This window comes from Pseudarthrobacter sp. AL07, assembly GCF_029960665.1.
Classification (GTDB): domain Bacteria; phylum Actinomycetota; class Actinomycetes; order Actinomycetales; family Micrococcaceae; genus Arthrobacter.
The window spans coordinates 28,375-51,586 of record NZ_JASBRB010000023.1 but is presented as its reverse complement, the minus strand read 5'-3'; the positions used below and the strand labels follow the sequence as shown (position 1 = coordinate 51,586).

Sequence of the window (23,212 nt, the reverse complement as noted above, 5' to 3'; positions counted from 1 at the left end):
ACCGGATACTGCCCCTACTGCCAACCACGAGCCCCAACCTAACTAAGTACTACTAGGAGGCCCGGAAACTGGCTCTCAGCGTCGAAACCCGTCCGGCCCAGAGGAGGCTGCTCTCGATCAGAGACGGATTCCGCACAGCCTCCTCTGCGATTGATGTCCTCGCTCCGCCTAATGTCAGCTAAGTGGGCTCACATCAGATTGACATTGTCACGGGGGTGCTCGCGCCAGCCCGCCTTGGCGACATTGTGCGGCTGGTCCTCGGTGTCCAGGCCGCGCTGGTACCAGACGTTCCACTCGTCGAAGGACAGGTTGATGTGCTTTTTGTGTTTTGCCCTTGGCACGCACGGCGTCGGCGGTGGCGATCACGGACTCGATAAAGCCGAACCCGGGCGAGGCGCCCGGCCGGAAAGATTGGGTCCAAGTGCACCGGATCATGGTGGCGTGAACAGCGAATGGGTCGTGTGGTGGAAAGAAGCGCCACACGACCCAAACGCTTGGTCACCAATGGTCACGGCGCGGACCCGTGTGTCATAGCTTTAGCCCTTGATCGCCCCTCCTGTGAGCCCAGTGACCAGGAACTTCTGGGCAAGGAAGGCAAGAGCGATGATCGGCAGTGCCAACAGGATGCTGGCGGCGGCGATGAGTTGGTAGAGGGCGGTGTCTTCAGCAATACCGAACGATGCGATGAATACCGACAGGGTGGTCGCATGCTGCTGCGTCAGTACAACCGGGATCAGGTATTCCTGGATGGCCAGCAGGAACGTGAAGATCCCTGCGGTAACCAGCCCGGGACCGGCAAGGGGCATGATGACCCGACGGAATGCCCCGAAGCGGCTACAGCCATCGATCTGGGCCGCTTCTTCCAGTTCCCTGGGCAGCTCGGCGAAGAAGTTCCGCAACAGCCAGATCGTGAACGGCTGGTTCACCGCCACGAGGGCGATGATCAGCATCAGCTGGGTGTCGTAAATATTGAGGGCCTGTGCGATGGAGTAGAAGGGCAGGACAACGACGAAGCGCGGCAGTGACCGGAAAACAAGTGCCAGCACGAGCAGCCACAACGAGATCCGGGAATCAAACCGGGACAGTGCATAAGCCGCAGGCGCCCCCACGATCAGGGAAATGATGACTGTGACCACGCCGACCACGATGGTGTTCACACCGAATGAGGCGAATTCGGTGGCGTACCAGAGCTGTTCGTAGGCCGTGATCTGGGGGGTGAAGCTCCAGACGGGGGGCGAGATGAACGCGTCTGTGTAGGGCTTGATGGAGGTCAGGAAAGCCCAAACAAACGGGAAAACTGCCACAAACGCCGCCACCGACAGCCCTATGTATGCCATGGCGGTCCGCCACCGGGGGCGGCGTCCTATGGTGGTGTTGCTCAGGGCCCCTCGGGGCCGACGTGGAGGACGGCCATCGACGGCGCGGTCCGGGATGGGTGTCGGCAGCGGGGCCGGGGGAAGGATGCTGACGTTGTTCGGTGCACTCACGCGGATTTCATCTCCCGCCAGGTTTGGCGAATGAAGGGGACGAGGAAGATCAGGATGATGATGATCGTGATGACGTTGATGGCGCTGGCGAGTCCGAGTTGTTGGGTTTCGCCGAGCGCGACGTTGTAGACGTAGGTCATGAGGGACTCAGTGCCGACCGTTGAGGCGGCCGGGGTGATCATCCGGATGCTGTCGAAGACCCGGAAGCCGTCCATGATTGAGATGAGGGCGATGAAGCCGATGAATCCCCTGATGGAGGGCATCACGATGCGCCATTGGGTCTGCCACCAGCCGGCCCCGTCGAGGGCGGCCGCCTCGATCCGTTCGCGGGGGACGGACTGCAGGGCCGCCACCAGGACGAGGATGCCGAACGCCGACTCGTGCCAGATGCTGTGGAAAATGAGTAGGAACTTCGCCGCCGCCGGATCGGTGAACCAGTCCGGCGCGATACCCAGGGGTGCCAGCAGGACATTGACGAAGCCGCCGAACGTGCTGTTGAACAACCAGGAGAAGACGAGTGCGCCGATCACCGTCGGCACGACATAGGGCACCAGAAGCAGCCCAAGGAAGAAGGCCCGGGCCTTGGCGCGGACGGCGTTGAGCATGAGGCCAACAACGTACCCGCCAACGATCTTTCCTGCCGTCATCGCGGCGGTGTAGACGGTCGTGAACCCGGCGGCGGCCCAGAACCGCTGGTCACCCAAGGTGGCCGCATAGTTGGCGAACCCGACGAACAGACCAGGGTCGCCATAGCTGACCTTCCTGAAGCTGTCGAAGGCCGTGATGAATAAGGGCCCGGCCATGAGCAAAGTCATGACCAAAATACTGGGGCCGACGAAGATGAAGAATTCGCGTCGTCTCAGTGGACCCACCTCCTAAAATCTGTAGTGGCGGATTCGCCGCGGAATGGTTACTTCAGGTACCCGGCGGTCGTCAGCGCGGCGTTGGCTGCGGCATCGGCCTTGACGAGCGCATCCATCGGGTCCCCGGTGCCGTTGACCGCTTCGACGATGAAGGGACGGGTGCTTTGCTGGATTGTGGGCATAAACGGCTTTAGCGGCAGCGTGTCCGCGCCTGCCTTCAGGGTATCCAGTGCGGCCTGCCAGTAGGGTGCTTTGGCCTGCAGTGCGGGGTCGTTGAGCTTGCTGGCCCGGGAGATGACGGCGAACGGGGCTCCGTTGGTCATTGCCGCGTCTCCGACCGAGGTGGCCAAGACTCCGGCGAGGGTCTCGAAGCCGACCTTGGAGTTCTTGGCGATGGCGAACCCGTCCTGGGTCCATTGGGCGGCCGGCTTGCCGCCGGGCTTTGCCGCCGGTGCCGGAGCGAAGGCGAAATCGTTGGAGAATTTCGACAGGGCCGGGTCGATGAGGGTGGCACCCCGGCCGGCGTAAATGATGCCCATCGCGGCCTGCCCGTTCTGCAGGGCGGCGACGGCCTTGGCGTTGTTCAGGGTCAGGGCATCGCTGGACATGTAGGACTTGAGTTTGCGCAGGTCGTTGATCGCGGCTGCGCCTTCGGGGGAGGCCAGCGTGGGCTGTCCCCCGCCGTTGACCCAGGAGCCGCCCTGGCTGGTCAGCGCGTTGTTGAACGCGGTGGAGATATCACTGTCCGCGTTGAAGGAAGCGACGAAAGGTGTTTCGGACTTCCCCGCGGTCTTGATCTTGTCGGCCGCTGCATACAGTTCGTCATAGGTCGTGGGCGCCTGGATGCCCAGGCTGTCCAGGATGTCCTTGCGGTACATCAGAATGTGGACATTCTGCTGGTTGGGCAGGGCATAGAGGTGCCCGTCGTACTTCATCTTCTCCAGCAGCGCCGGATCAATATCGTTGACACCGGAGGCTTCACCGTTCTTGGCCACCCACTCGTCCAGGGGCGCCAGCCATCCCTTGGAGGCGTACTCGACCAGGGTGGTGTTGTAAACCTCCACAATGTCATAGGACGCGCCGTCGGCCGGCTGGGAAAGCGAAAGCGGTGCCTTTTCGAGTTGGGCCGAGAAGTCCACCGGTGAATGGTTGACCTTGAGATTCTTGACCCCGTTGCAGGCGCTCGTCATAGCCTTGGTAAACGGGTCCATACCGGGGGCACCGTAGGCCAGGACATTGACAGTGACCGGGCTGGCCGGCTCAGGGGCAAGACAGGTCCCCTTGGCGCCGGTGGCACCGGGAATCTGGCTGCCGGCGCCACAGGCAGCCAGGGACGCCACCGTAAGGGCGGCTACAGCCAGCAGCAGGGGCGAGCGACCGATTCTTTTGGGAAAGTTCAAAACGTCACCTTAATGATTTGGTGCCCCTAGCAGGCATGAATACGTATGTCCTAGACTGTGGCACAGCTAACATGATTGTCAATAGGCTTGCCGTGAGATGTTTACTGCGAAGCATCCACCCGACCCCGGAAAGTGAGGCAACAATGGTTGCCACCAGTCGTGACGTTGCCCGCTTGGCGGGCGTGTCCCAGCCGACGGTTTCGCGCGCCCTGCGCGGGGATCCCCGGGTCACCGTGGAGACGCGCCGCCGCATCGCGGATGCGGCGGCGGCCCTGAGCTATGTCCCCAGCCAGATGGGCCGTTCACTCTCAACGCAGGCCACTCAGCGGGTAGCCATGGTCGCCGACCTGGCCAACCCCCTCTACCCGCTGATACTTCCGGCGATCCACGACGCCCTGGCCGGCCGCGGCTACCGGATGGTTCTGATGGCCGAACGCGAGGATGACGATGCTGCCTACTCGCCACTTCTGGACCGCTCCGTCGACGGGGTGCTGCTCACGACCACGCGGCGGGAGTCAACAATGCCATTTGAGCTCCAGCAGCGAGGCATCCCCATGGTCATGCTGAACCGCATCGGCGGGATCGTGGCAGCAGACAGCGTGGTCGCTGACAACCTGCAAGCGGGCCGGGTAGCAGCCCAGATGCTTGTCTCTGCCGGCCACAAAGAGATCGGGTTGATAGCAGGGCCGGCCGCGGCCTCCACCAGCACCGACCGCGAGGCCGGAATCCGGGAGGCACTGGCTGACTCCGATATCCCCTTGCGTTCCTCGCAAGTTGCGCGCGGGTGGTTTGGGCATGATTCCGGGGTTTCGGGGATGCGCAAGCTCATGGCACTGGAGCGCCCACCCCGCGCCGTCATCTGCATCAGCGACTCGGTCGCCATCGGCGCGTTGAATGCGGCCCGGGAGCTTGGCCTCCGGGTGCCCGAGGACGTAGCTCTGGTCGGGGTTGACGATATCCCCACCTCCGGCTGGCCGATCTGCAACCTCAGCACCGTCGCCATCCCCTTGGCCGACATGGCCAGGGATGCCGCGAATCTTCTGGTGGACAGGCTGACGGGGGTTGTGGCCGGGGACCCGGTGCGCCGGATCCACCCGGTGCGCGCCGTGCCCCGCGGCACGCACACCGCCTCCTAGTCGACGCACGTCCCAATCCGCGAGCGAAACCTTGACATGCATGTGATACATACGTATACATGACCCATGGACGTTAACGTGAAGCAGAAAACAGCAACCCAGGTCGTCGATGAAAATGAGCTGAGGCGCCGGACCATCCGCCGCAGTGACTACGTCAGCTGCAACCAGGCCTTCATCGACTGCCGCACCCCCGGCAGCGACACCAAGGAGAACTACTCGATCATCGGACCGGGGGTGACCCAGAGCGCACAACAGGTCGTGAACCTTCGGGAACCGCACGGCTTCAACATCGGTGCCGCCGCCATGCCGGATGGCGTGGTGAACAACCTCCATCTCCACTTCACCGCCGAAGTTTTCCTGAACTGGAGCGGAACCTGGCAGATGCGCTGGGGCGCGGACGGCAGCGACGGCGAATTCATCTGCGAAGAAGGCGATATCGTCAGCGTTCCCACCTGGATCTTCCGCGGCTTCACCAATGTGGGAGGTTCGCACGGATGGCTGTTCACTGCCCTGGGCTTCGACAACACCGGAGGCATCATCTGGGGACCCTCGGTGCTGAAGGAGGCAGAAAAGCATGGCCTCTTCCTGACCCTGGACAACGAGCTGATCGATACGGTGGCCGGCGACACAATCCCGGAAAACGTGGAGGTCGTCCCGCCCCTGCCCCAGGCCGAGATCGACAAGCTGCGCACCTGGACCGCCGAGCAGATGCAGGAACGTGTGGTCCGCCAGCGCGATCTGAAGTGGAGCAGCCAACCGTTCCTGTGTAATGAACTGCCCGGCGGCGGGGCCGAGCTCGCCACGGTCATCGGTTACGGAATGACAGAGGACCGGGACCAGGTACCGCCGATACACTACCCGCACAACTTCAACCTCGCGTGGCTGCGTGCGGTCAAGGACGAGGGCATGCTCCAGCATCGCCACGACCACAGCCAGGTGTTGATGGGCTACCGCGGCACATGGCTGGTGACCCTGAACGACGGCGACCACAAGGTGGCGACCGTCCTCCGTCCCTACGACACGATTTCCGTGCCGGCGGGAGCCTGGCGGACCTTCACCGCAATGGATGACGAGGCCCAGATGCTGGTCGTGAACAGCGGCGACGGGCGCGTCCGTCTCGAATGGCCGTCCGAAACCATCCGGCACGCCGAAGACAAAGGCCACGCCGCCGACGCCGCCGGCTACGTCGCCGCGTGGAACGTCGTCCGATACTCCACAATCGACGACTGAGCGGGCAGATCATGGGGCCTCGCCCAGCGACACAACGGATCCGTACCTGGATCCGGGTGCCGGGCATGCTGTGCACCGCCGAAATCTTTACCGCTATGGATCCCTACCTCTGCCTCGGCGGCGCGACAGTGGACACACGGATCGAGGGCACCACCTTGGACGAAGCGGCGGAGCATCTCCTCGAGCTTGCCCGGAGGCAGGAGGGGCCGGTGGGGATCATCGGACTCTCACTGGGTGCAATTGTCGCGATGGCCGCGGCAGTGAAAGACCCGTCAATTTTCCACGCCGCAGTGCTGATCTCCACCAACCCACGGGGGCCCAGGCTCGAACAGATGCAGGCCTGGGAAGAATTGGTCCGACGCAACACGGCTGGCGCCTTCCCCGAAATCGCCGGTGACCTCGCGCCTGCCCTGTTCGCGCCGGCACGCATCACCGCCGCCCTACTCAGGACCGGAACAGCCATGGCCGAACACCACGGACCGCGAGTCTTCGCCGACCAGCTGGGCATCCAGCGGAGCCGGCGGGACCTTCGTACCGAGCTGCAGCGGGTCACTGCACGGACTCTGGTCCTCGCCGGATCCGAAGATCAACTCTGTACCCCGGAGATGCACCACGACATCGCCACTGCCATGCCACACGCCGAACTTCACATCATGCCCGGCGCCGGCCACCTCATGCCACTTGAGGGCCCGGAAGCAACGGCCAACACCATCAACCACTGGAATCGAAGGAAAACTTCATGACAACCACCCCCCCGGGGCTGCGGGCCTACGGGTTCGACGGCCCCGTCGACTACATCGAACGCATCACCTACGACATCTGGAACCTGCCCCACCGCGATCTCGAACTCATCCGCAAGTACTACGCGCCCAGCACGGCAATCCACCTCGACGCCGGCGATCTGGTGGGCGACGAGATCGTCATCGCCAACACCCACGCGCGGCTGCGCACCTACCCGGACTTCCACGGCGTCATCGATGACACGATCTGGACCGGTTCCGAAGAGGAAGGTTACCGGACCTCCATGCGCTGGACATGGACCGGGACCGACACCGGCGGCACCGTCTACGGCCCCGCCACCGGCCGGTCGGTGACATTCACGGCGATAGCCAACTGCATTGTGCACGGCGAAGTCATCGTCGAGGAATGGCTGGGCGCCAACCCGCTCGCTCAGGCACGCCAGCTGGGATACTCCCATGAGGACGCCGTGCAGGCTACTGACTATCCCTCTGCAACCCGGGTGGCCCGTCCGTCCTTTGACTTCACCCGGACGGCAGAGGGAGACCTGGTCCGGAAGGCATTCACCAATGCCTTGGAAGGCCGGTTTGAATCCGGGCTCTACGCCGCCGATTGCGCCACCGCGTTCGCCCCGGACGTCCAGCGTGACGGAGCCGGCGCAGTGGTGGAGTGGGCCGACGGTCTGCGCGCCGCCCTCGGACCCCTTGTCGTGGAGGTCGATGACCAGTACTCGCTGCCGGCCTCGGACACACTGCCGCTGCGCGTTGCCACCCAGTGGCGGATCGCGGGCACCGGAGCCAGGGGCCCTGTCGAGTTCAGCCTCATCAGCCACCACCATCTCGTTGAAGGCCGCGTCACGGCGCAGTGGCTGGCCTACGACGAACTCGCCCTCGCCCACCAGGGCATTGCTTTGCCCCAGCCAGCCACCGCCGCCTGATCACCAACCTTCCCGGAGAAAACTATGTCGCAGATCCTTAAGTCAGCCCTCCCGACCGGCCATACCGGCAGCAGCAAGCCGGAAGTCCGGGCCACCGTCGAGGCAATCATTGACGATATCCGTACCCGCGGGGACGTTGCCGTCCGCGAATACTCGGAGAAATTCGATGGTTGGAGCCCCGAATCCTTCCGGCTCACTCTCGAGCAGATCGAGGAGATCATTGCCACCCTGCCCCGGCAGGTGATCGATGACATCACGTTCGTCCAGGACCAGGTCCGCCGCTTCGCCCAGGCCCAGCGTGATTCCATGACGGACATTGAAATCGAGACGCTTCCCGGGGTCCGGTTGGGGCACCGGCACCTCCCTGTCGCCTCCGCCGGGGCCTACATCCCCGGCGGCCGCTACCCCCTGACCGCTTCAGCGCACATGACCATCATCACGGCCAAAGTCGCCGGCGTGCCCCGGGTGGCCGCCTGCACCCCGCCCATCCGCGGTAAGATCCCCGCAGCGACCATCGCGGCGGCACACATGGCGGGCGCGGATGAGATCTATCTGCTCGGCGGCGTTCAGGCCGTGACGGCCCTCGCCGTTGGTACCGAGGAAATTCCCAAAGTGAATCTCATTGCCGGCCCGGGCAATGCCTTTGTGGCCGAGGCCAAGCGCCAGTTGTTCGGCGAGGTCGGCATCGACCTTTTCGCCGGTCCGACCGAGATCCTGGTCATCGCTGATGAGTACGCTGACCCGTTCATTGTCGCCGTGGACCTGCTCAGCCAGGCGGAGCACGGGCCCGATTCCCCGGCTGTGCTCATCACCACCAGCGCCGCACTGGGCGCCCGGGTGCTGGAACATATTGAGCAGATCCTGCCGGGCATGCCCACCAACGACTACGCCGGGCCGGCCTGGCGGGACCACGGCCAGATCCATGTCGTCGATACCCTTGACCAGGCCTATGCCTTGGCGGACACTTTCGCCTCCGAGCATGTCGAGGTCCTGACCCAGGAGCCCCGCGAGGCCTTGGATAAGATGCATGAGTACGGCGCGCTGTTCCTCGGCGAGGGCACCTGCGTCTCCTACGGCGACAAAGTTATCGGCACCAACCATGTCCTTCCCACCAAGGGCTCAGCCCGCTACACCGGCGGCCTTTGGGTGGGCAAATACCTGAAGACCGTCACCCACCAGGAAGTTACCGACACCGCATCCTCGGCGCTGCTGGGCGAGATCTGCGGCCGCGCCAGCAGGGTCGAATCCTTCGAAGGCCACGCCCGGTCCGGTGACGTCCGGGCCACTAAGTATGCCGGTGCCGCCCTGCCCTGGGCCACCCTGCCAGTGACCGTGGACCAGCTGTGACAGGGCCGTTGACAGGCCGCACCGCCCTGGTCACCGGCGCCGGCAACGGGTTGGGCCAAGCGATGACCCAGCATCTGGTGGATGCTGGCGCCCGTGTGATCATGGTCGGCCGGAACCTGGATAAACTCGTCCAGGCCCGCGATGAACTTGGACTGACCGGGGACCAGTGCAAGCTGGCAAGCTGCGACGTCTCGAATTCGGCCTCAGTCGATCAGCTGGCGCTGACCCTCAAGGACGAATCCGTTTCCATTCTGGTAAACAACGCCGGGATTCCCGGGCCGGTGTCCGACTTGGTCGACATCGATCCGGACGACTGGGACAACGTCTTCGCCACCAACGTGCGTGGCGTCTACCTGATCTGCCGGGCCTTTCTTCCTGCCATGATGAAATCCCGCAGCGGCGACATCATTAACATCGCATCAGTGAGCGGGAAACGGCCGCTCGTTGGGCGGACTCCCTACTGTGCATCGAAGATGGCCGTGATCGGGCTGACCACTACCCTGGCTGCCGAGGCCGGCCCGTATGACATCCGCGTCAACAGCCTCTCGCCCGGCCCGGTCCGGGGACCACGGATGGAACGCAACTTCCGGCTGGAAGCTGAACGCTCAGGAACCTCCTACGATCAGGCCGAGGCAGACTTCGTCTCCCGGGCAGCCCTGGGCCGCATGGTAGAGGAAGAGGAAGTCGGCCAGGCTCTGGTCGGAATTCTGCAGATGCGAGGACTCACCGCAGCAGACATCGATCTGTCGGCCGGGATGGTGGCCCGCTGATGTCAGCACGGTCACTGGAGCCGCTCAAATCACGACTCGCCGCCGGCGACCGACTGCGAGGCCTGCTCGTACGGGTGCCGGCACCGATGCTGATAGATATGGCCGGGACCAACGGCTACGACTTCATCTTCCTCGACACCGAACACGGGATCGCCGATCAGAAGGACATCGCAGATCACATCACCGCAGCCCGGGCCGCGGGGTTGCCCACGCTGATCCGCATCGGTGAAGGGGAGGCCGCCCTCGCGCTGCGGGTTCTCGACGCCGGCGCCGAAGGTATTATTGTGCCGCACGTCCGCACAGCCGAAGAAGCTTCAGCCGCGGTCCGTATGTCCCACTACCCGCCTCTCGGGGACCGCGGCTTCGCCACCTACACGGCAGCGGGCCGATGGGGCAAAACCTCCCCGGCAGACCACGCCGCGCAGACCGCAGCCCGGACCCTAGTCATTGCAATGATTGAGGACGCCGAAGGCGTTTCCAACGCCGGCGCCATCGCACAGACCCCCGGTGTAGATGTCATCTTCGTGGGCCCTTCGGACCTGGCCGCGGCTTTGGGATATGACGCAGCCCGGGCGGACGACGCCCGGCTGCAGGTCTGGGCTGCTGCGGCAGGGCGCCCGGTCATGGCAATCGTCTCCACCGCGTCCCAGGCCCGCAAGGCCTGGGAACAAGGAGCCGCGATGGTGGTCCTGAACGCGCAATCAGCCATCGACGACTGCCTGGCTGACTGGGCGGCCACGTCCTGAAGACATCAAAAGGAGGGCCTCCGGTTGGCACAACCGGAGGCCCTCCTTTCGTCATGTTGTGACGGCGTCAGTCCGTCACCGACTTACGGGTCGCTGCGTCGGCAAAGTCGCCAAGATAGTCGACGGTGAAGTGCATCAGCTTCTCCACAGAACCCACCGTGAAATACTCGTCAGCGGCATGGGCCCGATCGCCATGGCCGAGTCCTGCCACACTGAACGGGATCTGCTTGCCCAAAGCGGTGAAGAGCGAGGCCGGGCAGCAGTTGTTCGCGATCGGCCACACCGCCGTCTCCACCCCGTAACGGGCGGCCGTGACGATCCCCGCATCCAGCAGGACATCATGGTCATCGGGCATCGACGGCGCACCGGCATAACCGCGCGGAATGTCAATGTCCACGTGGCCGAAGCCTCGCCGGTCCAGATGCCCGCGCAGGGCCTGGACGAACTCCTCTGGAGTCAACCCAGGCGGAAACCGGAAATCAACTCTAGCGCTGGCTTCCCCGGGGAGCGAGGTATAGAACGTCGGGCCCTGGTAGCCCCCGGTAATACCCTGGATGTTCATGTTGACACCGGTCATGTAATTTTCCACATGGTCCGCAATGTCTTTACCGGCCAGCGCCCGTTCAACGTGCAGGTTGCCCAGCATATTTGCCGACCATGCTGGATTCTCACGGAAACCGGCCGATACCTTGGCGATGTCGTCGGCGAACTGCAGCGAGGCCGCCTCCGCGACAGCTCCTACCCCATCGATGGTGACCCGCTGCTCATCGTCATACATCGTGCCCAGGGCCCGCACCAGCTGCATCATGGGCGCGTCGATCCACGCCGAATTCCCAGCCCAGATATGCCGCCCATCGGCAGGACCGCCCCATGCACCGCCACGGCAAGTAATCTGTGCAAACACACACCCCTTAAACCCGCGGCGGACCGTCATGACGCCCGAGGAATTCTGCTGCATGCAGGGCAGCCAGATGCCGTCGGCACTCAGCAGCAGCTCCCGGTGTTTCTCCACAAATCCCGGCAAGCTCGGGCTGCCGATCTCCTCTTCGCCTTCGATCACGAAGATCAGGTTGACCGGCAAGTCCACACCGGCCTGCTGCATGGCCTCGACCGCGAGAATCGCGGCTATCACAGGCCCCTTGTGATTATTGGCACCCCTGCCGGCCACCACCGGGCCAAGGTGGGGCAACAGTCCGAGATCGCGGGCATCAATAACCTCAGCTGCCAGCGGGTCCACCGTCCACTCATGTGCCATTGTCGGCGTCACATCGTATAGTCCATACACAATCAAGGTGGGAGCCGACGGCATAGATGACCGGGCCGTCCCCAAAACGACCGGATAGCCTGCCGTGGGAACGATCGCGGCGTCAGGGCACACACGGCCCAACAGTGCGAAAAAATACTCCGCAGCAGCTCCGATCCCCTCACCGGTGTCGCTGAATGAAGGCATACGCAAAGCGCGGCGCACCTCCTCCAACGCCGCATCGCCGTCGGCGTCGATGATCTGATGGGCCGGAGTGAACTCCGCACGTGGACCTCTGATTTTTGCATTCATCCAGCAATTATCAGCTATGCATACGTATACCTCAATCCCGTGCCACGTGCGGTCCCGACACAGCTGAGTTAGATAGTTCCGAGTACGGCGTCCGGCCGAAGACGGAACAAGTCAGAACGACCTGCGCCGGAAACGCCGGGTGGCGGAAGTGCGAGCCACCTGTATTGCTCCGGGGAAAACGTGCACCCAACACGGCCAGCTCACTACTTCAGGTCGTTATCCGCCGCTTCCTGCCTGTGGCGGTTTCCCCAAGTCAGCCCTCCAGGACCTGCCTGATCGCGAACTCGCCCACGGCGAGCATCCGCGGGTTGTCGTCGGAGTTGCTCACCATGGCGGTGGACAGGACGAGAGCCCAGCCCCTGCCCCCATCCAGGTGTCCCCTTGCACCGCAGGGCCAAAGGCGTCGATGAATCGCTGGCGGGCGCCGGCGTCGAACATCAGCCACGCCACCGCAAGATCGACAGCCGGGTCCCCGGCCCCGACATCGCCGAAATCGATAACACCAGCCAGCGTGCCGTCGTCCGCCAGCAGAATGTTGCCCGGGTGAAGGTCCCCACGGAGCATCATCGCCGGACCATCCCAGGCATTTGCGGTGCAGGCCTGCGCCCATACGGCGCCGAGTGCTGCCGCCTGAGGGTAGCGCTCGCGGTCCCCGAGCCGTTCCACCACCGCCGAGTCACGATCTGTCAGCGGCACACCGCGGAAAGGATTCACCGGGACGCCGGCTTCGGCGGGCATGTGGAGCGACAGGAGGAATTCGGCCAGACCTTCAGCGGCCGGTCCGCGCTCAGCGGGGTCGACGTCAGCCGCGGCGGCGCCAGGGATCCACCGCACGATGCTCCACGGCCACGGAAAGTCCGACGTCGGCCGGCCGGCATGGACGGGTCCCGGCCATTCGCAATCCGTGCCAGCGGAAGATCGCGGAGGTCGGGACGCTGCTGCCGGACAAGGCACTGGACGACCGTCTCGCTCACGTCCACCGTGGCTGGTGGCATTTCCGCACCTGCCGAACGGCCACCTATTGTGCCCAGTCGTCGTCGCCGTACGCCCGGCCGCGGAAGTGGGCTCGGAGGTACTCCCCCACCACGGCGGCCCCCAGATCATCGGTCTCGGGCGCCACCACCCGGCCGCCAACCCGGCGCGCCATCCGCTGGACGAACCGTTCCAGGCCGGGATCGTCGCCGAGCCGGAAGAACGTGACCTGCGTACCGGCACGCCCCAGGCGGTCGAGCTCGGCCACGGTGATCCGGATGGTCTCCGGGTCCGGCGGGTAGTCGAACCAGGTCTCGCCGCCGGCAAGCAGGTGCGCGGTTGGTTCGCCGTCGGTCACCACCAAGAGGACCGGCTGCATGGACGGGTGCTTGCGGAAGAACCGGCCGGCCAGCAGTAAACCGTGGTGCAGATTGGTTCCCTTGCTCTGGAAGGGCGGCAAGGCGGTGAGCTCGCCAATGTCCATGGGCTGCGCGTAGCGGCCGAACGTGATCAGCTGCAGCCGGTCGCCGCGGAAGCGCGTTGTAATGAGGTGGTGCAGGGCGAGCGCGGTGCGTTTCATGGGCACCCAGCGTCCCTGTGCGGCCATCGAGAAGGACACGTCCACGAGCAGGACCACGGCGGCCTGGGTGCGCGCCTCAGTTTCCGCCACTTCGATGTCGTCCGCGGCGAGGCGCAGCCCGCTGCCCGGGTCTCCGCCGTCGGCAATCGTCCGGCGGATCGCGTTGGTGATGGTCCGTGTGACGTCCCACGGCTCGGCGTCACCGAACTCCCACGGGCGGCTGGAGCCGGTCTGCTCCCCCGCTGCCCCGGCAACGCGCGTGTCCCGGCGCCCCTGCCGGCTGGAGAGTTGCTTCGCCGTAGCCCGCAGCAGCGCCCGCCCGAGCCGCCGCATGGACTGCGGTGACAACCGGAGATCCCCGTCCGGCCCGCGTTGGAGGTACCCGCCGTCGTGCATTGCGCGCTCAATCTCCGCAAGGGTACGTGCCGTCACGGCGGCATCCTGCCCGAGCTGGCGGGCGAGCGCGTCGAGGTCCAGGTCGTCCAGGCTGGATCCGTTGTAGGACTGGGAGAGCTGCTCGGACAGCTCGTCCAGCTCGGCGAGGTCCTGCAGCATACCCGTGCCGTCGCCCAGGCCGAGCCCCTCCTCGCCCTCGAAGCGTTCGGAGCCGGTCCAGCCTTCGCCGGGCGCAGAGCGCGCAGGTTGTCGTCGAGTTGGCCGAGCTGGGCCATGAGTTGGGGCGAGCCGAAGGCCTGGGCGGAGAGGTTCATCAGCTCCTCCCGCTGCTCCCGGGACATGGATTGCAGCATCCGCTGGGCTGCGGCCGCGCGCTGGGCGAGGGCGTCGATCAGATCCTCGACGGACTGTGGACTCTCGGGAAAGTGGTGGCCGTGTTTGGCCATGAAGTTCTGGAAGTCCGTGTCGGCGTCCTCGCCGCGCCGGTGTTTGTCGAGGAGCCCGTTGAGGTCCTGCAGCATCTCGTTGACGGCCGCACGGTCGTCATCGGTCGCGTTCTCCAGCGCCTGCTTCATGCCGGCGAACCGCTGGTCCAGGACCTCGCGGCCCAGCAGGTCCTTGATCCGCTCGTAGGCTTCCCGGGCCGTGCTCGACTGCCAGTCATAGGAGGCCAGTTCGTTGACCGCTGCAGCCGTGGACCGGGGCAGGTTCTGTAGCTGCATCTCCCGGAGGGCGCGGTCGGTGTTGTCCATCATGGCGTCGCGGGCCAGCTGTTTGCGTTCCTCCAGCACCGCGGTGTCCAGCAGCTTCTGGACTTCGTTCAGGGTGCCGTCCAGCTTGTGCCGGCCCAGGAGGTCCTTGCGGCGCTGCTGGACGCGGCCGGCGAGGTCGTCCAGGCCTTCGCGGCTGCGGCCGCCGCGGCGCAGGTATTCATGGAGGGCGTGCCGGGGTGAGTAGCCGGCCATGACGTCCTCGGCCACGGCGTCCAGCGCTTCCGCCAGGTCCACCGGCGGCGCGAGCGGATCCGGCCCGCCCCTGTACCGGCTGTACCTGGACCGGTTGTGAACGCTCATGGCCCTCCTGTCCTCAAGCTTTCGAACTACGCGAGGTAGCTTTTAGCCGTAAACCGTCGCCTCATCGTCTGACTCCTTGGCGATCCGCCGGGCGAGGTAGAGGCCTTCCAAGGCCAGTTCGACGGCGGCGGCCCGCTGCCCGTCGTTCGTCGCCCCCAGTCGCTCACTGATGTCGTCGTAGAGGCGGGAGCCGTTGAGCGACGGGAGGTTGTCCAGGAACTCCCGCGCGGTGACCAGTTCCCCCGTGGTCACCGTGGTGTGGCCATCGAGCGCGGCCACAAGCTGCCCCATGTCGATGCCATGGAAGTGCGCCCGCACGGCTTCCGCCGTGGCCATGCGCAGGAGATGGTCCAGAATCTCCTGTTCACGCCCTTCCTCACCGGACTCGAACTCAATCTTGCCGCCAAGGACTTCCACCGCCGCGTCCAGGTCGATGATCCGGGCCACGGCCTCGTCCTCGCCGCGCACACTGGCCCGGCGAAGGGCTGCCGCGGCCACGGTTTCGGCGCCCGCGATGGCGAAGCGTGCGGACACCCCGGAGGTCTGGTTGATCGCCGGGGACTGCCGCAGCGCCCGGGTGTAACGGGCCAGGATCTCAAGGATGACGGGCGGGACGCCGGCCACCAGCTGCCCCTCCTGCTTGATGACGGCCACCTCGTCGTCAAGCTCCAGGGGGTAGTGGGTGCGGATCTCGGCGCCGAAGCGGTCCCGCAGCGGCGTGATGATCCGGCCGCGGTTCGTGTAATCCTCGGGGTTGGCGGACGCGACCACGAGGACGTCCAACGGCAGCCGCAGCACGTAGCCGCGGATCTGGATGTCGCGTTCCTCCATCACGTTCAGCATCGAAACCTGGATGCGCTCGGCGAGGTCGGGCAGCTCGTTGACGGCTATGATCCCGCGGTTGGAACGCGGGACCAGGCCGTAGTGGATGGTTTCCGGGTCCCCGAGGCGTCGGCCCTCGGCCACGCGCATCGGGTCGATGTCCCCGATCAGGTCGGCGACGGAGGTGTCCGGCGTCGCAAGCTTTTCGACGTACCGTTCGGAGCGGTGGCGCCAGGCCACCCGCAGCCGGTCCCCTTCGGTGAGGACGCGGGCACGGGATTGCTCGGTGATGGGTTCGTACGGGTGTTCGTTGAGTTCCGATTCCTCGATCACCGGCGACCACTCGTCCAGCAGCCCGGCCAGGGTGCGCAGCAGCCGGGTCTTGCCCTGCCCCCTTTCGCCGAGCAGGACGATGTCGTGGCCGGCGAGCAGGGCCCGCTCGAGCTGGGGCAGGACGGTCCGGCTGAAACCGAACATCCCGGGCCAGGGATCGGTGCCGGCGGCGAGCGCGGCGAGCAGGTTGTCGCGGATTTCGCGGCGCAGGTCCTTGTGCACGTGGCCGGAGGCACGCAGTTCACCAACAGTGAAGATATCGGGGCGATCACTCACTCCTCTACGGTAGACCTCTACAGGGCGGGGATCGAGAGATTTGTCCAGATTCCCTGCTCACAAGGGCGCCGTGCGTCTTACGCATGATCCTGATGACCGCAGCCATGCCGCCGGAATCGCCGGCACCTCCTTCGGGTCCGTCTGGCACCCCCGCTTCTTTTGGTGCGCCACGGGGAGACCCCGGTCATGTGCCCCTGAAAGTGCACTTGGTAGGGCTTAGGCAATAGTCTGGCCAGATGGGGACCAAGGCCGTGAACACCGGCGAACAGATGGACAGACAGTCGCGTATTCTCGAGGCGGCGCTGGATCTGCTGTCCCGCCACGGCATCTCGGGTGTGAGCATGCGGGCTGTGGCCCGCGAAGCCGGCGTCGCGCTTGGCCTGGTGAACTACTACTACGACGACAAGACGAGCCTGATACGGGCTGCCCTGCGCCGGGTCGACGAGCATGACCTTCTGCTGGTGGCGCCGGACCCGTCGTCAGGCCCGGAGGAACAGTTGCGCCAGGCCCTGCGGCGAGTGGCAGCCGCTGACCTGCTGACCACCCGTTATCTGTCCCTGCGCCTCCACCTTTGGGCCCTGGCCCAGGCGGACGAGGGCTATGCCCAGATCAACGCCGAGGCCTTCGACCGCTATCTCGACGGCCTCGCTGCACTGGTTTCCAACGCCCAACCCGGCCTCTCCTGGGAGGCCTGCCGGGAGCGGGCGGCCGACATTGTGGTCATCCAAAACGGCATGTGGCTGACGGCGCTTCTCGGCGTTGATGAGGCCTCCATCCAGAGAAGTATCGCCCGCACGGAACAGATCGCCTTCGCGCCGCTTCAGGAGTAAGCCCGCCAGGTAGCATTGAACGAGTGTTCAAAAAAGTATTGAACACTCGTTCAATGTCAGCTACTGTCCTTCCTATGACTTACGCCACACCCCTTCGGGACGTCCCCCACACCAAAAAAACTGAAACAGCCTCCACCCTGTTCATCAACGGTGCTTGGGAGGCAGCCGCCTCGGGCGCTGTCCGCGAAATCCGAAACCCCGCCGACGGCGAACTGGTGGCCACGGTCTCGGAGGCCGGCCGGGAGGATGCGGAACGCGCCATTGCCGCAGCCCGTGCAGCCTTCGACTCCGGAACCTGGTCGAACATCCCGGCCCCCGAGCGCGGCACCTTCCTCCTGAAAGTCGCCGCCGGACTGCGCGAACGCCGGGAAAAGTTCGCCCGCGCCGAGTCGCTGGACACCGGCAAGCGCATGGTCGAAAGCCGCATCGACATGGACGACATTGCCGCCTGCTTCGAGTACTTCGGCAGGCTGGCCGGGCAGCAGGCGGGCCGCATGGTCGACGCCGGGAACCCCGCCGTCGTCAGCAAAATCGTCTACGAGCCTGTGGGTGTGTGCGGCCTGATCACGCCGTGGAACTACCCCCTGCTCCAGGCGGCGTGGAAGATCGCGCCCGCGCTGGCCGCCGGCTGCACGTTCGTCCTTAAGCCCTCCGAGCTCACCCCGTCCACCGCCATTCTGGCCATGCAGCTGCTGCAGGACCTCGGCATGCCGGACGGCGTCGCCAACCTCGTGACCGGCGCCGGCGCGGAGGCGGGCGCGCCGCTCTCGGAACACCCCGCCGTCGACCTCGTGTCCTTCACCGGCGGGCTGGAAACCGGCAAGCGCATCGCGGCGGCCGCCGCCGGCACCGTCAAGAAGGTGGCCCTGGAGCTTGGCGGCAAGAACCCCAACGTGGTGTTCGCGGACGCGAACTTCGATGCCGCCGTCGACAATGCCCTGAACGGCGCGTTCGTCCACTCCGGGCAGGTCTGCTCCGCCGGGGCGCGGCTGGTGGTGGAGGAATCGATCGCCGAACGCTTCGTGGACGAGCTGGTCCGGCGTGCCCGGGACGTCCGGCTCGGCGGGCCATTCGATGACGCGGCAGAAACCGGGCCGCTGATTTCGGGGGCCCACCGCGACAAAGTCCACGCCTACGTCCAGCGCGGCATCCAGGAGGGTGCTCGGCTGCGGACCGGCGGCGCGGCGCCGCGAGGCGAAAAGTACGACGGCGGGTTCTACTACCAGCCCACCATCCTGGACCGGGTGGAAAGAGGCATGTCCGTGGTCATCGACGAGGCGTTCGGCCCGGTGGTGACGGTGGAAACGTTCCGCACCGAGGACGAAGCGGTAGCTACCGCCAACGACACGGTCTACGGGCTGGCCGGCGCGGTTTGGACACAGGACGCCGGAAAAGCCCAGCGCGTGGCATCCCGGCTGCGGCACGGCACCATCTGGATCAACGACTACCACCCCTACCTCCCGCAGGCCGAGTGGGGCGGCTTCGGCCAGTCCGGCGTCGGCCGCGAGCTTGGCCCGACCGGCCTGGCCGAATACCAGGAAGCCAAGCACATCTACCAGAACACCAGCCCGCAGGTCACCGGCTGGTTTGCTGACCACGGCAAGGAGAACTAGATGCATTACGACAACATCGACGACGTCACCGACCGCGGGTTCGACTACGTCGTCATCGGCGGCGGATCCGCGGGTGCCGCCGTCGCCGCCCGGCTGAGCGAGGATCCGGACGTCACCGTCGTCCTCGTGGAGGCCGGGCCAGATGACCGCAACCTGCCAGAAATCCTGCAGCTGGACCGTTGGATGGAGCTGCTCGAATCCGGCTACGACTGGGACTACCCGGTGGAACCGCAGGAAAACGGCAACTCCTTCTTGCGCCACGCCCGTGCCAAGGTGATGGGCGGCTGCTCCAGCCACAACTCGTGCATCGCGTTCTGGGCTCCCCGCGAAGACCTTGACGAGTGGGAGTCCAAATACGGCGCCACCGGCTGGAACGCCGACGCCGTCTGGCCCCTCTACAAGCGGTTGGAAACCAACGAGGACGCCGGGCCGGACGCGCCGCACCACGGCGACTCGGGCCCCGTGCACCTGATGAACGTGCCCCCGGTGGATCCTGCCGGCGTCGCGCTTTTGGACGCCTGCGAACAGGCCGGCATCCCGCGAGCGAAATTCAACACCGGCACCACCGTGGTCAACGGCGCCAACTTCTTCCAGATCAACCGCCGTGCGGACGGCATCCGGTCCTCCAGCTCGGTCTCCTACATCCACCCCATCATGGAACGTGAAAACTTCACCCTGCTGACCGGCCTGCGCGCCCGCCAGCTGGTGTTCGACGCGGACAAGCGCTGCACAGGCGTGGACGTGGTGGACTCGGCGTTCGGCCGCACGCACCGGCTCTCCGCGTACCGTGAAGTCATCCTGTCCACCGGCGCCATCGACTCGCCCAAGCTGCTGATGCTCTCCGGTATCGGCCCGCCAGCACACCTCGCCGCACACGGCATCGAGGTCCTGGTGGACTCCCCCGGCGTGGGCGAAAACCTGCAGGACCACCCCGAAGGCGTGGTCCAGTTCGAGGCCAAGCAGCCCATGGTGCAGACCTCTACCCAGTGGTGGGAAATCGGCATCTTCACGCCCACCGAGGACGGCCTGGACCGTCCGGATTTGATGATGCACTATGGTTCCGTCCCGTTCGACATGAACACCCTGCGGCACGGCTACCCCACCACGGAGAACGGCTTCAGCCTCACCCCGAACGTCACGCACGCCCGCTCCCGCGGTACCGTCAGGCTGCGCAGCCGCGATTTCCGCGACAAGCCCATGGTGGATCCGCGCTATTTCACGGATCCCGACGGCCACGACATGCGGGTCATGGTGGCCGGCATCCGCAAGGCGCGCGAAATCGCCGCCCAGCCCGCCATGGCCGAATGGACCGGCCGCGAGCTATCGCCCGGCGTCGAGGCGCAGACGGACGAGGAGCTGCGGGAGTACATCCGCAAGACCCACAACACCGTGTACCACCCGGTGGGTACGGTCCGGATGGGGCCGCCCGACGACGGGATGTCACCGCTGGATCCCGAGCTGCGGGTCAAGGGCGTCACCGGCCTGCGCGTGGCGGATGCCTCCGTGATGCCTGAACACGTCACCGTCAACCCCAACATCACCGTCATGATGATCGGCGAGCGCTGTGCTGATTTGATTCGGGCCGACCTCATCCGCGCCGGCCACACCGATGGCGCTGCAAAGAATGAGGAGGAACTCAGCCCGTCCTTCGCCTGAGAGGCAAGTTCCGGAGGTTTTTTGATCCCGCGTCCAATGGCGGCCGCGGGGTGCATCGCGCGTACTTTTCTGACATAGGAGTTCACATTTTGGAACCCAGCAAGAGTATTGATTCAAGCGGCATGGACGAATTTGGCTATACCCAGACCCTGGACCGGAGCATCGGCAAGTTTGCCAGCTTCGCCGCAGGCGTCAGCTACATCTCCATCCTCACCGGCGTCTTCCAACTGTTCTACTTTGGTTTTTCCATGGCCGGACCGGCGTACGCCTGGTCCTGGCCCATCGTCTTCGTCGGCCAGCTGATGGTGGCCCTGTGTTTTGCCGAACTGGCGGGCCGCTACCCCGTTGCCGGGTCGGTGTACAACTGGGCCAAGCGGCTCTCGTCCGGGACCTCGTCCTGGCTGGCCGGCTGGCTGCTGATGCTGTCCTCCATCATGGCGCTGGGGTCAGTGGCGCTGGCCCTGCAGCTCACCCTGCCGCAGCTCTGGTCCGGCTTCCAGTTCGTCGGTGACGGCACCGGTCCCTACGACTTCGCCATGAACGGCGTGGTGCTGGCCACCATCATGATCACCATCTCCACGCTCATCAACGCGTTCGGCGTGAAGCTGATGACGAGGATCAACAGCATCGGCGTCTTCGTGGAGCTGACCGCGGCCGTGCTGCTCATCCTGGCGCTGGGCTGGCACGTGGTGCGGGGCCCCGAGGTCTTCTTCGAAACCGCCGGCTTCGGCGAGGGCCACGACCTGGGCTTCTTCGGCGTCTTCCTGATCGGCGCCATGGCCTCCGGCTACGTCATGTACGGCTTCGACACCGCCAGCTCCCTCGGCGAGGAAACGAAGGACCCCAAGCGCACGGCACCCAAGGCCATCCTGCGCGCCGTCACGGCCTCGTTCGTGCTGGGCGGGCTGATCCTGTTCTTCGGCATCCTGGCCGCACCGGACCTGAACGACCCCCTGGTGGGATCTGCCGACGGCGGCCTCCAGTACATCGTGCTCTCCGTCCTCGGCGGGCCTTTCGGCAAGGCCTTCCTGGCATGCATCGTGGTGGCCGTTGTGGTCTGCACCCTGGCTGTCCACGCTGCGGCCATCCGAATGATGTTCGCCATGGCCCGGGACAACAACCTGCCGTTCAGCCGGCAGCTCAGCAAGGTGGATCCGGTCCGCAGGACCCCCAAGGTCGCGGCGATCGTGATCGGCGTCATCGCCGTCATCCCGCTGCTGGTCAACGTCACGCAGCCTGCCATCTTCACCATTCTGTCCAGCATCAGCATCGTCCTGATCTACCTGTCCTACCTCCTGGTCACGGTTCCCCTGCTGCGCAACCGGCTCCTGAAGAAGTGGCCGCTTGCCGACGACGGCTCCGAGCCCGGCTTCAGCCTGGGCAAGTGGGGACTGCCCGTGAACATCCTCGCGGTCCTGTGGGGCAGTGCCATGACGGTGAACCTGGTCTGGCCCCGCCCGGAGATCTACAACTCAGTGCCGCCCTTCGAGTGGTACCTGCAGTGGGGCGGCGTGATCTTCGTGGCCGCCGTGATCATTGGCGGGACCCTGCTCTACCGCCTGAAGATCCGCCACCAGACCGGGGTGCTGGCCGAGCACGCCGCGGCAGTCGCAGCACATCCGTCGTCGGCGGGCGCCGGGCAGCACAAAACGCCGCAGCACGAAGCTGCGGAGGATGCGCTGGTCCCTGCGTCGGAAGCGTCGTAACACCCAACGGAAAAGGCCGACGGCGGCACTCACCTGAGCGCCGCCGTCGACCGTTGCACTTCTGAACTGCCCGGTCGGGCCGCTGTCCTAGGCCTCACCACGCCAGGCACCGGTCTCGGTACCGCGCGATTCGATGAAGTCCTTGAACTTCCGCATGTCGGCCTTGACCTGCATCTCGTCAATCTTCAATGCCGCGCCTGCCTTCTCAGTGGCGGTTTCCGGCGCCCATTCGAAATGGACTCTGACCCTCGTGTGATTGGCATCCACCGGCGTAAACCTGATGCTGCCGGCATGCGACTTTCCGTCGGTGCTGCGCCAGGCAATCCGGTCGTCAGGCTCCTGATCAACGATTTCGGTATCGAATTCCCGCTGAACGCCACCCACCTTGGTGACCCAGTGGTTGGTGGTCTCAGTCAGCTGGGTTACAGACTCCACACCGGACATGACCTGCGGAAAGGATTCGACCTGGGTCCACTGGTTGTACGCGGTCCGCACCGGGACGGCGCCTTCAACGGTCTCTTCAACGTGGTCCATCTGCTTCCACCTTATGACGGACGGCAGCAACAGCGGACTGGCAGCATTTGCCTTCCTGCCAGTCAGGCAGCCGCCACATTTGCACGATAAATCCGGCGGCCACCGGTGTCCAGAGCTTCGGAATCCCCGGGACAATCACGTCGCCACCGGCCCATATGCGGAGGCAATCCGGGGCCGCGATAACCCCAACCCGATGACATTGACGACCACAG

18 protein-coding genes and 2 pseudogenes are annotated in these 23,212 nt (G+C 65.3%); 11 read left to right on the top strand and 9 right to left on the bottom strand.

Annotated elements, in window-relative coordinates; all coding sequences use genetic code 11:
- Window positions 1-209: 209 nt before the first annotated feature.
- From QK290_RS14910 to QK290_RS14895, 4 genes and pseudogenes are all read right to left on the bottom strand, one after another.
- Window positions 210-378 (bottom strand): annotated as a pseudogene (locus QK290_RS14910) (alpha-L-arabinofuranosidase); the annotation flags it as partial.
- Between the two features lie 158 nt (window positions 379-536).
- Entirely contained in the window at window positions 537-1,487 is a 951-nt protein-coding gene (locus QK290_RS14905; protein ID WP_282331414.1) for a carbohydrate ABC transporter permease, read from the bottom strand.
- The gene (locus QK290_RS14900) at window positions 1,484-2,302 is read right to left on the bottom strand and encodes a sugar ABC transporter permease (RefSeq protein ID WP_282331413.1); all 819 of its coding nucleotides are present in this window, start codon (window positions 2,300-2,302) and stop codon (window positions 1,484-1,486) included. Before QK290_RS14900 ends, QK290_RS14905 begins: the two co-directional genes overlap by 4 nt.
- 95 nt (window positions 2,303-2,397) lie before the next feature.
- The gene (locus QK290_RS14895; protein WP_282331412.1) at window positions 2,398-3,750 is read right to left on the bottom strand and encodes an extracellular solute-binding protein; all 1,353 of its coding nucleotides are present in this window, start codon (window positions 3,748-3,750) and stop codon (window positions 2,398-2,400) included.
- 143 nt (window positions 3,751-3,893) lie between these two features.
- On the opposite strand from QK290_RS14895, the gene QK290_RS14890 reads away from it, so the two are divergent.
- The 7 genes from QK290_RS14890 to QK290_RS14860 all read left to right on the top strand — a co-directional run bounded on the left by QK290_RS14890 (window position 3,894) and on the right by QK290_RS14860 (window position 10,654).
- Window positions 3,894-4,886, top strand: a complete 993-nt coding sequence (locus QK290_RS14890) for a LacI family DNA-binding transcriptional regulator (RefSeq protein WP_282331411.1) — start codon at window positions 3,894-3,896, stop codon at window positions 4,884-4,886.
- A 66-nt stretch (window positions 4,887-4,952) separates the two neighbouring features.
- On the top strand, window positions 4,953-6,116 hold the full coding sequence (locus tag QK290_RS14885) for a hypothetical protein (RefSeq protein WP_282331410.1): 1,164 nt from the start codon (window positions 4,953-4,955) through the stop codon (window positions 6,114-6,116).
- Window positions 6,117-6,127: 11 nt separating this feature from the next.
- Entirely contained in the window at window positions 6,128-6,859 is a 732-nt protein-coding gene (locus QK290_RS14880; RefSeq protein ID WP_282331409.1) for an alpha/beta hydrolase, read from the top strand.
- Window positions 6,856-7,791, top strand: coding sequence for an ester cyclase (locus tag QK290_RS14875; protein ID WP_282331407.1), 936 nt, complete (start codon window positions 6,856-6,858; stop codon window positions 7,789-7,791). Before QK290_RS14880 ends, QK290_RS14875 begins: the two co-directional genes overlap by 4 nt.
- Before the next feature lie 24 nt (window positions 7,792-7,815).
- The gene (gene hisD / locus QK290_RS14870) at window positions 7,816-9,138 is read left to right on the top strand and encodes a histidinol dehydrogenase (RefSeq protein WP_282331406.1); all 1,323 of its coding nucleotides are present in this window, start codon (window positions 7,816-7,818) and stop codon (window positions 9,136-9,138) included.
- The gene (locus QK290_RS14865) at window positions 9,135-9,908 is read left to right on the top strand and encodes an SDR family oxidoreductase (protein WP_282331405.1); all 774 of its coding nucleotides are present in this window, start codon (window positions 9,135-9,137) and stop codon (window positions 9,906-9,908) included. Before hisD ends, QK290_RS14865 begins: the two co-directional genes overlap by 4 nt.
- Window positions 9,908-10,654: an aldolase/citrate lyase family protein gene (locus QK290_RS14860; RefSeq protein ID WP_282331404.1), complete on the top strand. Its 747-nt coding sequence runs from the start codon at window positions 9,908-9,910 to the stop codon at window positions 10,652-10,654. The genes QK290_RS14865 and QK290_RS14860 overlap by 1 nt, the downstream gene beginning before the upstream one ends.
- Before the next feature lie 67 nt (window positions 10,655-10,721).
- Here QK290_RS14860 and QK290_RS14855 read toward each other — a convergent pair whose 3' ends face one another.
- The 4 genes and pseudogenes from QK290_RS14855 to QK290_RS14840 all read right to left on the bottom strand — a co-directional run bounded on the left by QK290_RS14855 (window position 10,722) and on the right by QK290_RS14840 (window position 16,661).
- The gene (locus QK290_RS14855; RefSeq protein ID WP_282331403.1) at window positions 10,722-12,209 is read right to left on the bottom strand and encodes a M20/M25/M40 family metallo-hydrolase; all 1,488 of its coding nucleotides are present in this window, start codon (window positions 12,207-12,209) and stop codon (window positions 10,722-10,724) included.
- 324 nt (window positions 12,210-12,533) lie between these two features.
- On the bottom strand, window positions 12,534-13,043 hold the full coding sequence (locus QK290_RS14850) for a phosphotransferase (RefSeq protein ID WP_282331402.1): 510 nt from the start codon (window positions 13,041-13,043) through the stop codon (window positions 12,534-12,536).
- A gap of 184 nt (window positions 13,044-13,227) precedes the next feature.
- Window positions 13,228-15,230: pseudogene (locus QK290_RS14845) on the bottom strand (VWA domain-containing protein).
- A gap of 42 nt (window positions 15,231-15,272) precedes the next feature.
- Entirely contained in the window at window positions 15,273-16,661 is a 1,389-nt protein-coding gene (locus QK290_RS14840) for a sigma 54-interacting transcriptional regulator (RefSeq protein WP_282331401.1), read from the bottom strand.
- A gap of 236 nt (window positions 16,662-16,897) precedes the next feature.
- Between QK290_RS14840 and QK290_RS14835 the strand changes: the two genes are divergently transcribed.
- From QK290_RS14835 to QK290_RS14820, 4 genes are all read left to right on the top strand, one after another.
- Window positions 16,898-17,491, top strand: a complete 594-nt coding sequence (locus tag QK290_RS14835; RefSeq protein WP_282331400.1) for a TetR/AcrR family transcriptional regulator — start codon at window positions 16,898-16,900, stop codon at window positions 17,489-17,491.
- Window positions 17,492-17,565: 74 nt separating this feature from the next.
- On the top strand, window positions 17,566-19,104 hold the full coding sequence (locus QK290_RS14830; RefSeq protein ID WP_282331417.1) for an aldehyde dehydrogenase family protein: 1,539 nt from the start codon (window positions 17,566-17,568) through the stop codon (window positions 19,102-19,104).
- Window positions 19,105-20,760, top strand: a complete 1,656-nt coding sequence (locus QK290_RS14825) for a GMC oxidoreductase (protein WP_282331399.1) — start codon at window positions 19,105-19,107, stop codon at window positions 20,758-20,760.
- 122 nt (window positions 20,761-20,882) lie between these two features.
- Window positions 20,883-22,466 (top strand): APC family permease, encoded by a 1,584-nt coding sequence (locus tag QK290_RS14820; RefSeq protein ID WP_282331398.1) that lies wholly within the window; start codon window positions 20,883-20,885, stop codon window positions 22,464-22,466.
- Between the two features lie 87 nt (window positions 22,467-22,553).
- On the opposite strand, the gene QK290_RS14815 is transcribed toward QK290_RS14820, so the two are convergent.
- A complete protein-coding gene (locus QK290_RS14815; protein WP_282331397.1) occupies window positions 22,554-23,000 on the bottom strand; it encodes an SRPBCC family protein in 447 nt (148 codons plus the stop codon).
- Between the last annotated feature and the right edge of the window lie 212 nt (window positions 23,001-23,212).

Bases quoted from the DNA above. Each gene is read 5' to 3' on its own strand.
- QK290_RS14900 (WP_282331413.1), bottom strand. From the start codon at position 2,302: ATGACTTTGCTCATGGCCGGGCCCTTATTCATCACGGCCTTCGACAGC.
- QK290_RS14890 (WP_282331411.1), top strand. From the start codon at position 3,894: ATGGTTGCCACCAGTCGTGACGTTGCCCGCTTGGCGGGCGTGTCCCAG.
- QK290_RS14885 (WP_282331410.1), top strand. From the start codon at position 4,953: ATGGACGTTAACGTGAAGCAGAAAACAGCAACCCAGGTCGTCGATGAA.
- QK290_RS14880 (WP_282331409.1), top strand. From the start codon at position 6,128: ATGGGGCCTCGCCCAGCGACACAACGGATCCGTACCTGGATCCGGGTG.
- QK290_RS14875 (WP_282331407.1), top strand. From the start codon at position 6,856: ATGACAACCACCCCCCCGGGGCTGCGGGCCTACGGGTTCGACGGCCCC.
- hisD (WP_282331406.1), top strand. From the start codon at position 7,816: ATGTCGCAGATCCTTAAGTCAGCCCTCCCGACCGGCCATACCGGCAGC.
- QK290_RS14860 (WP_282331404.1), top strand. From the start codon at position 9,908: ATGTCAGCACGGTCACTGGAGCCGCTCAAATCACGACTCGCCGCCGGC.
- QK290_RS14855 (WP_282331403.1), bottom strand. From the start codon at position 12,209: ATGAATGCAAAAATCAGAGGTCCACGTGCGGAGTTCACTCCGGCCCAT.
- QK290_RS14835 (WP_282331400.1), top strand. From the start codon at position 16,898: ATGGGGACCAAGGCCGTGAACACCGGCGAACAGATGGACAGACAGTCG.
- QK290_RS14830 (WP_282331417.1), top strand. From the start codon at position 17,566: ATGACTTACGCCACACCCCTTCGGGACGTCCCCCACACCAAAAAAACT.
- QK290_RS14825 (WP_282331399.1), top strand. From the start codon at position 19,105: ATGCATTACGACAACATCGACGACGTCACCGACCGCGGGTTCGACTAC.
- QK290_RS14820 (WP_282331398.1), top strand. From the start codon at position 20,883: ATGGACGAATTTGGCTATACCCAGACCCTGGACCGGAGCATCGGCAAG.
- QK290_RS14815 (WP_282331397.1), bottom strand. From the start codon at position 23,000: ATGGACCACGTTGAAGAGACCGTTGAAGGCGCCGTCCCGGTGCGGACC.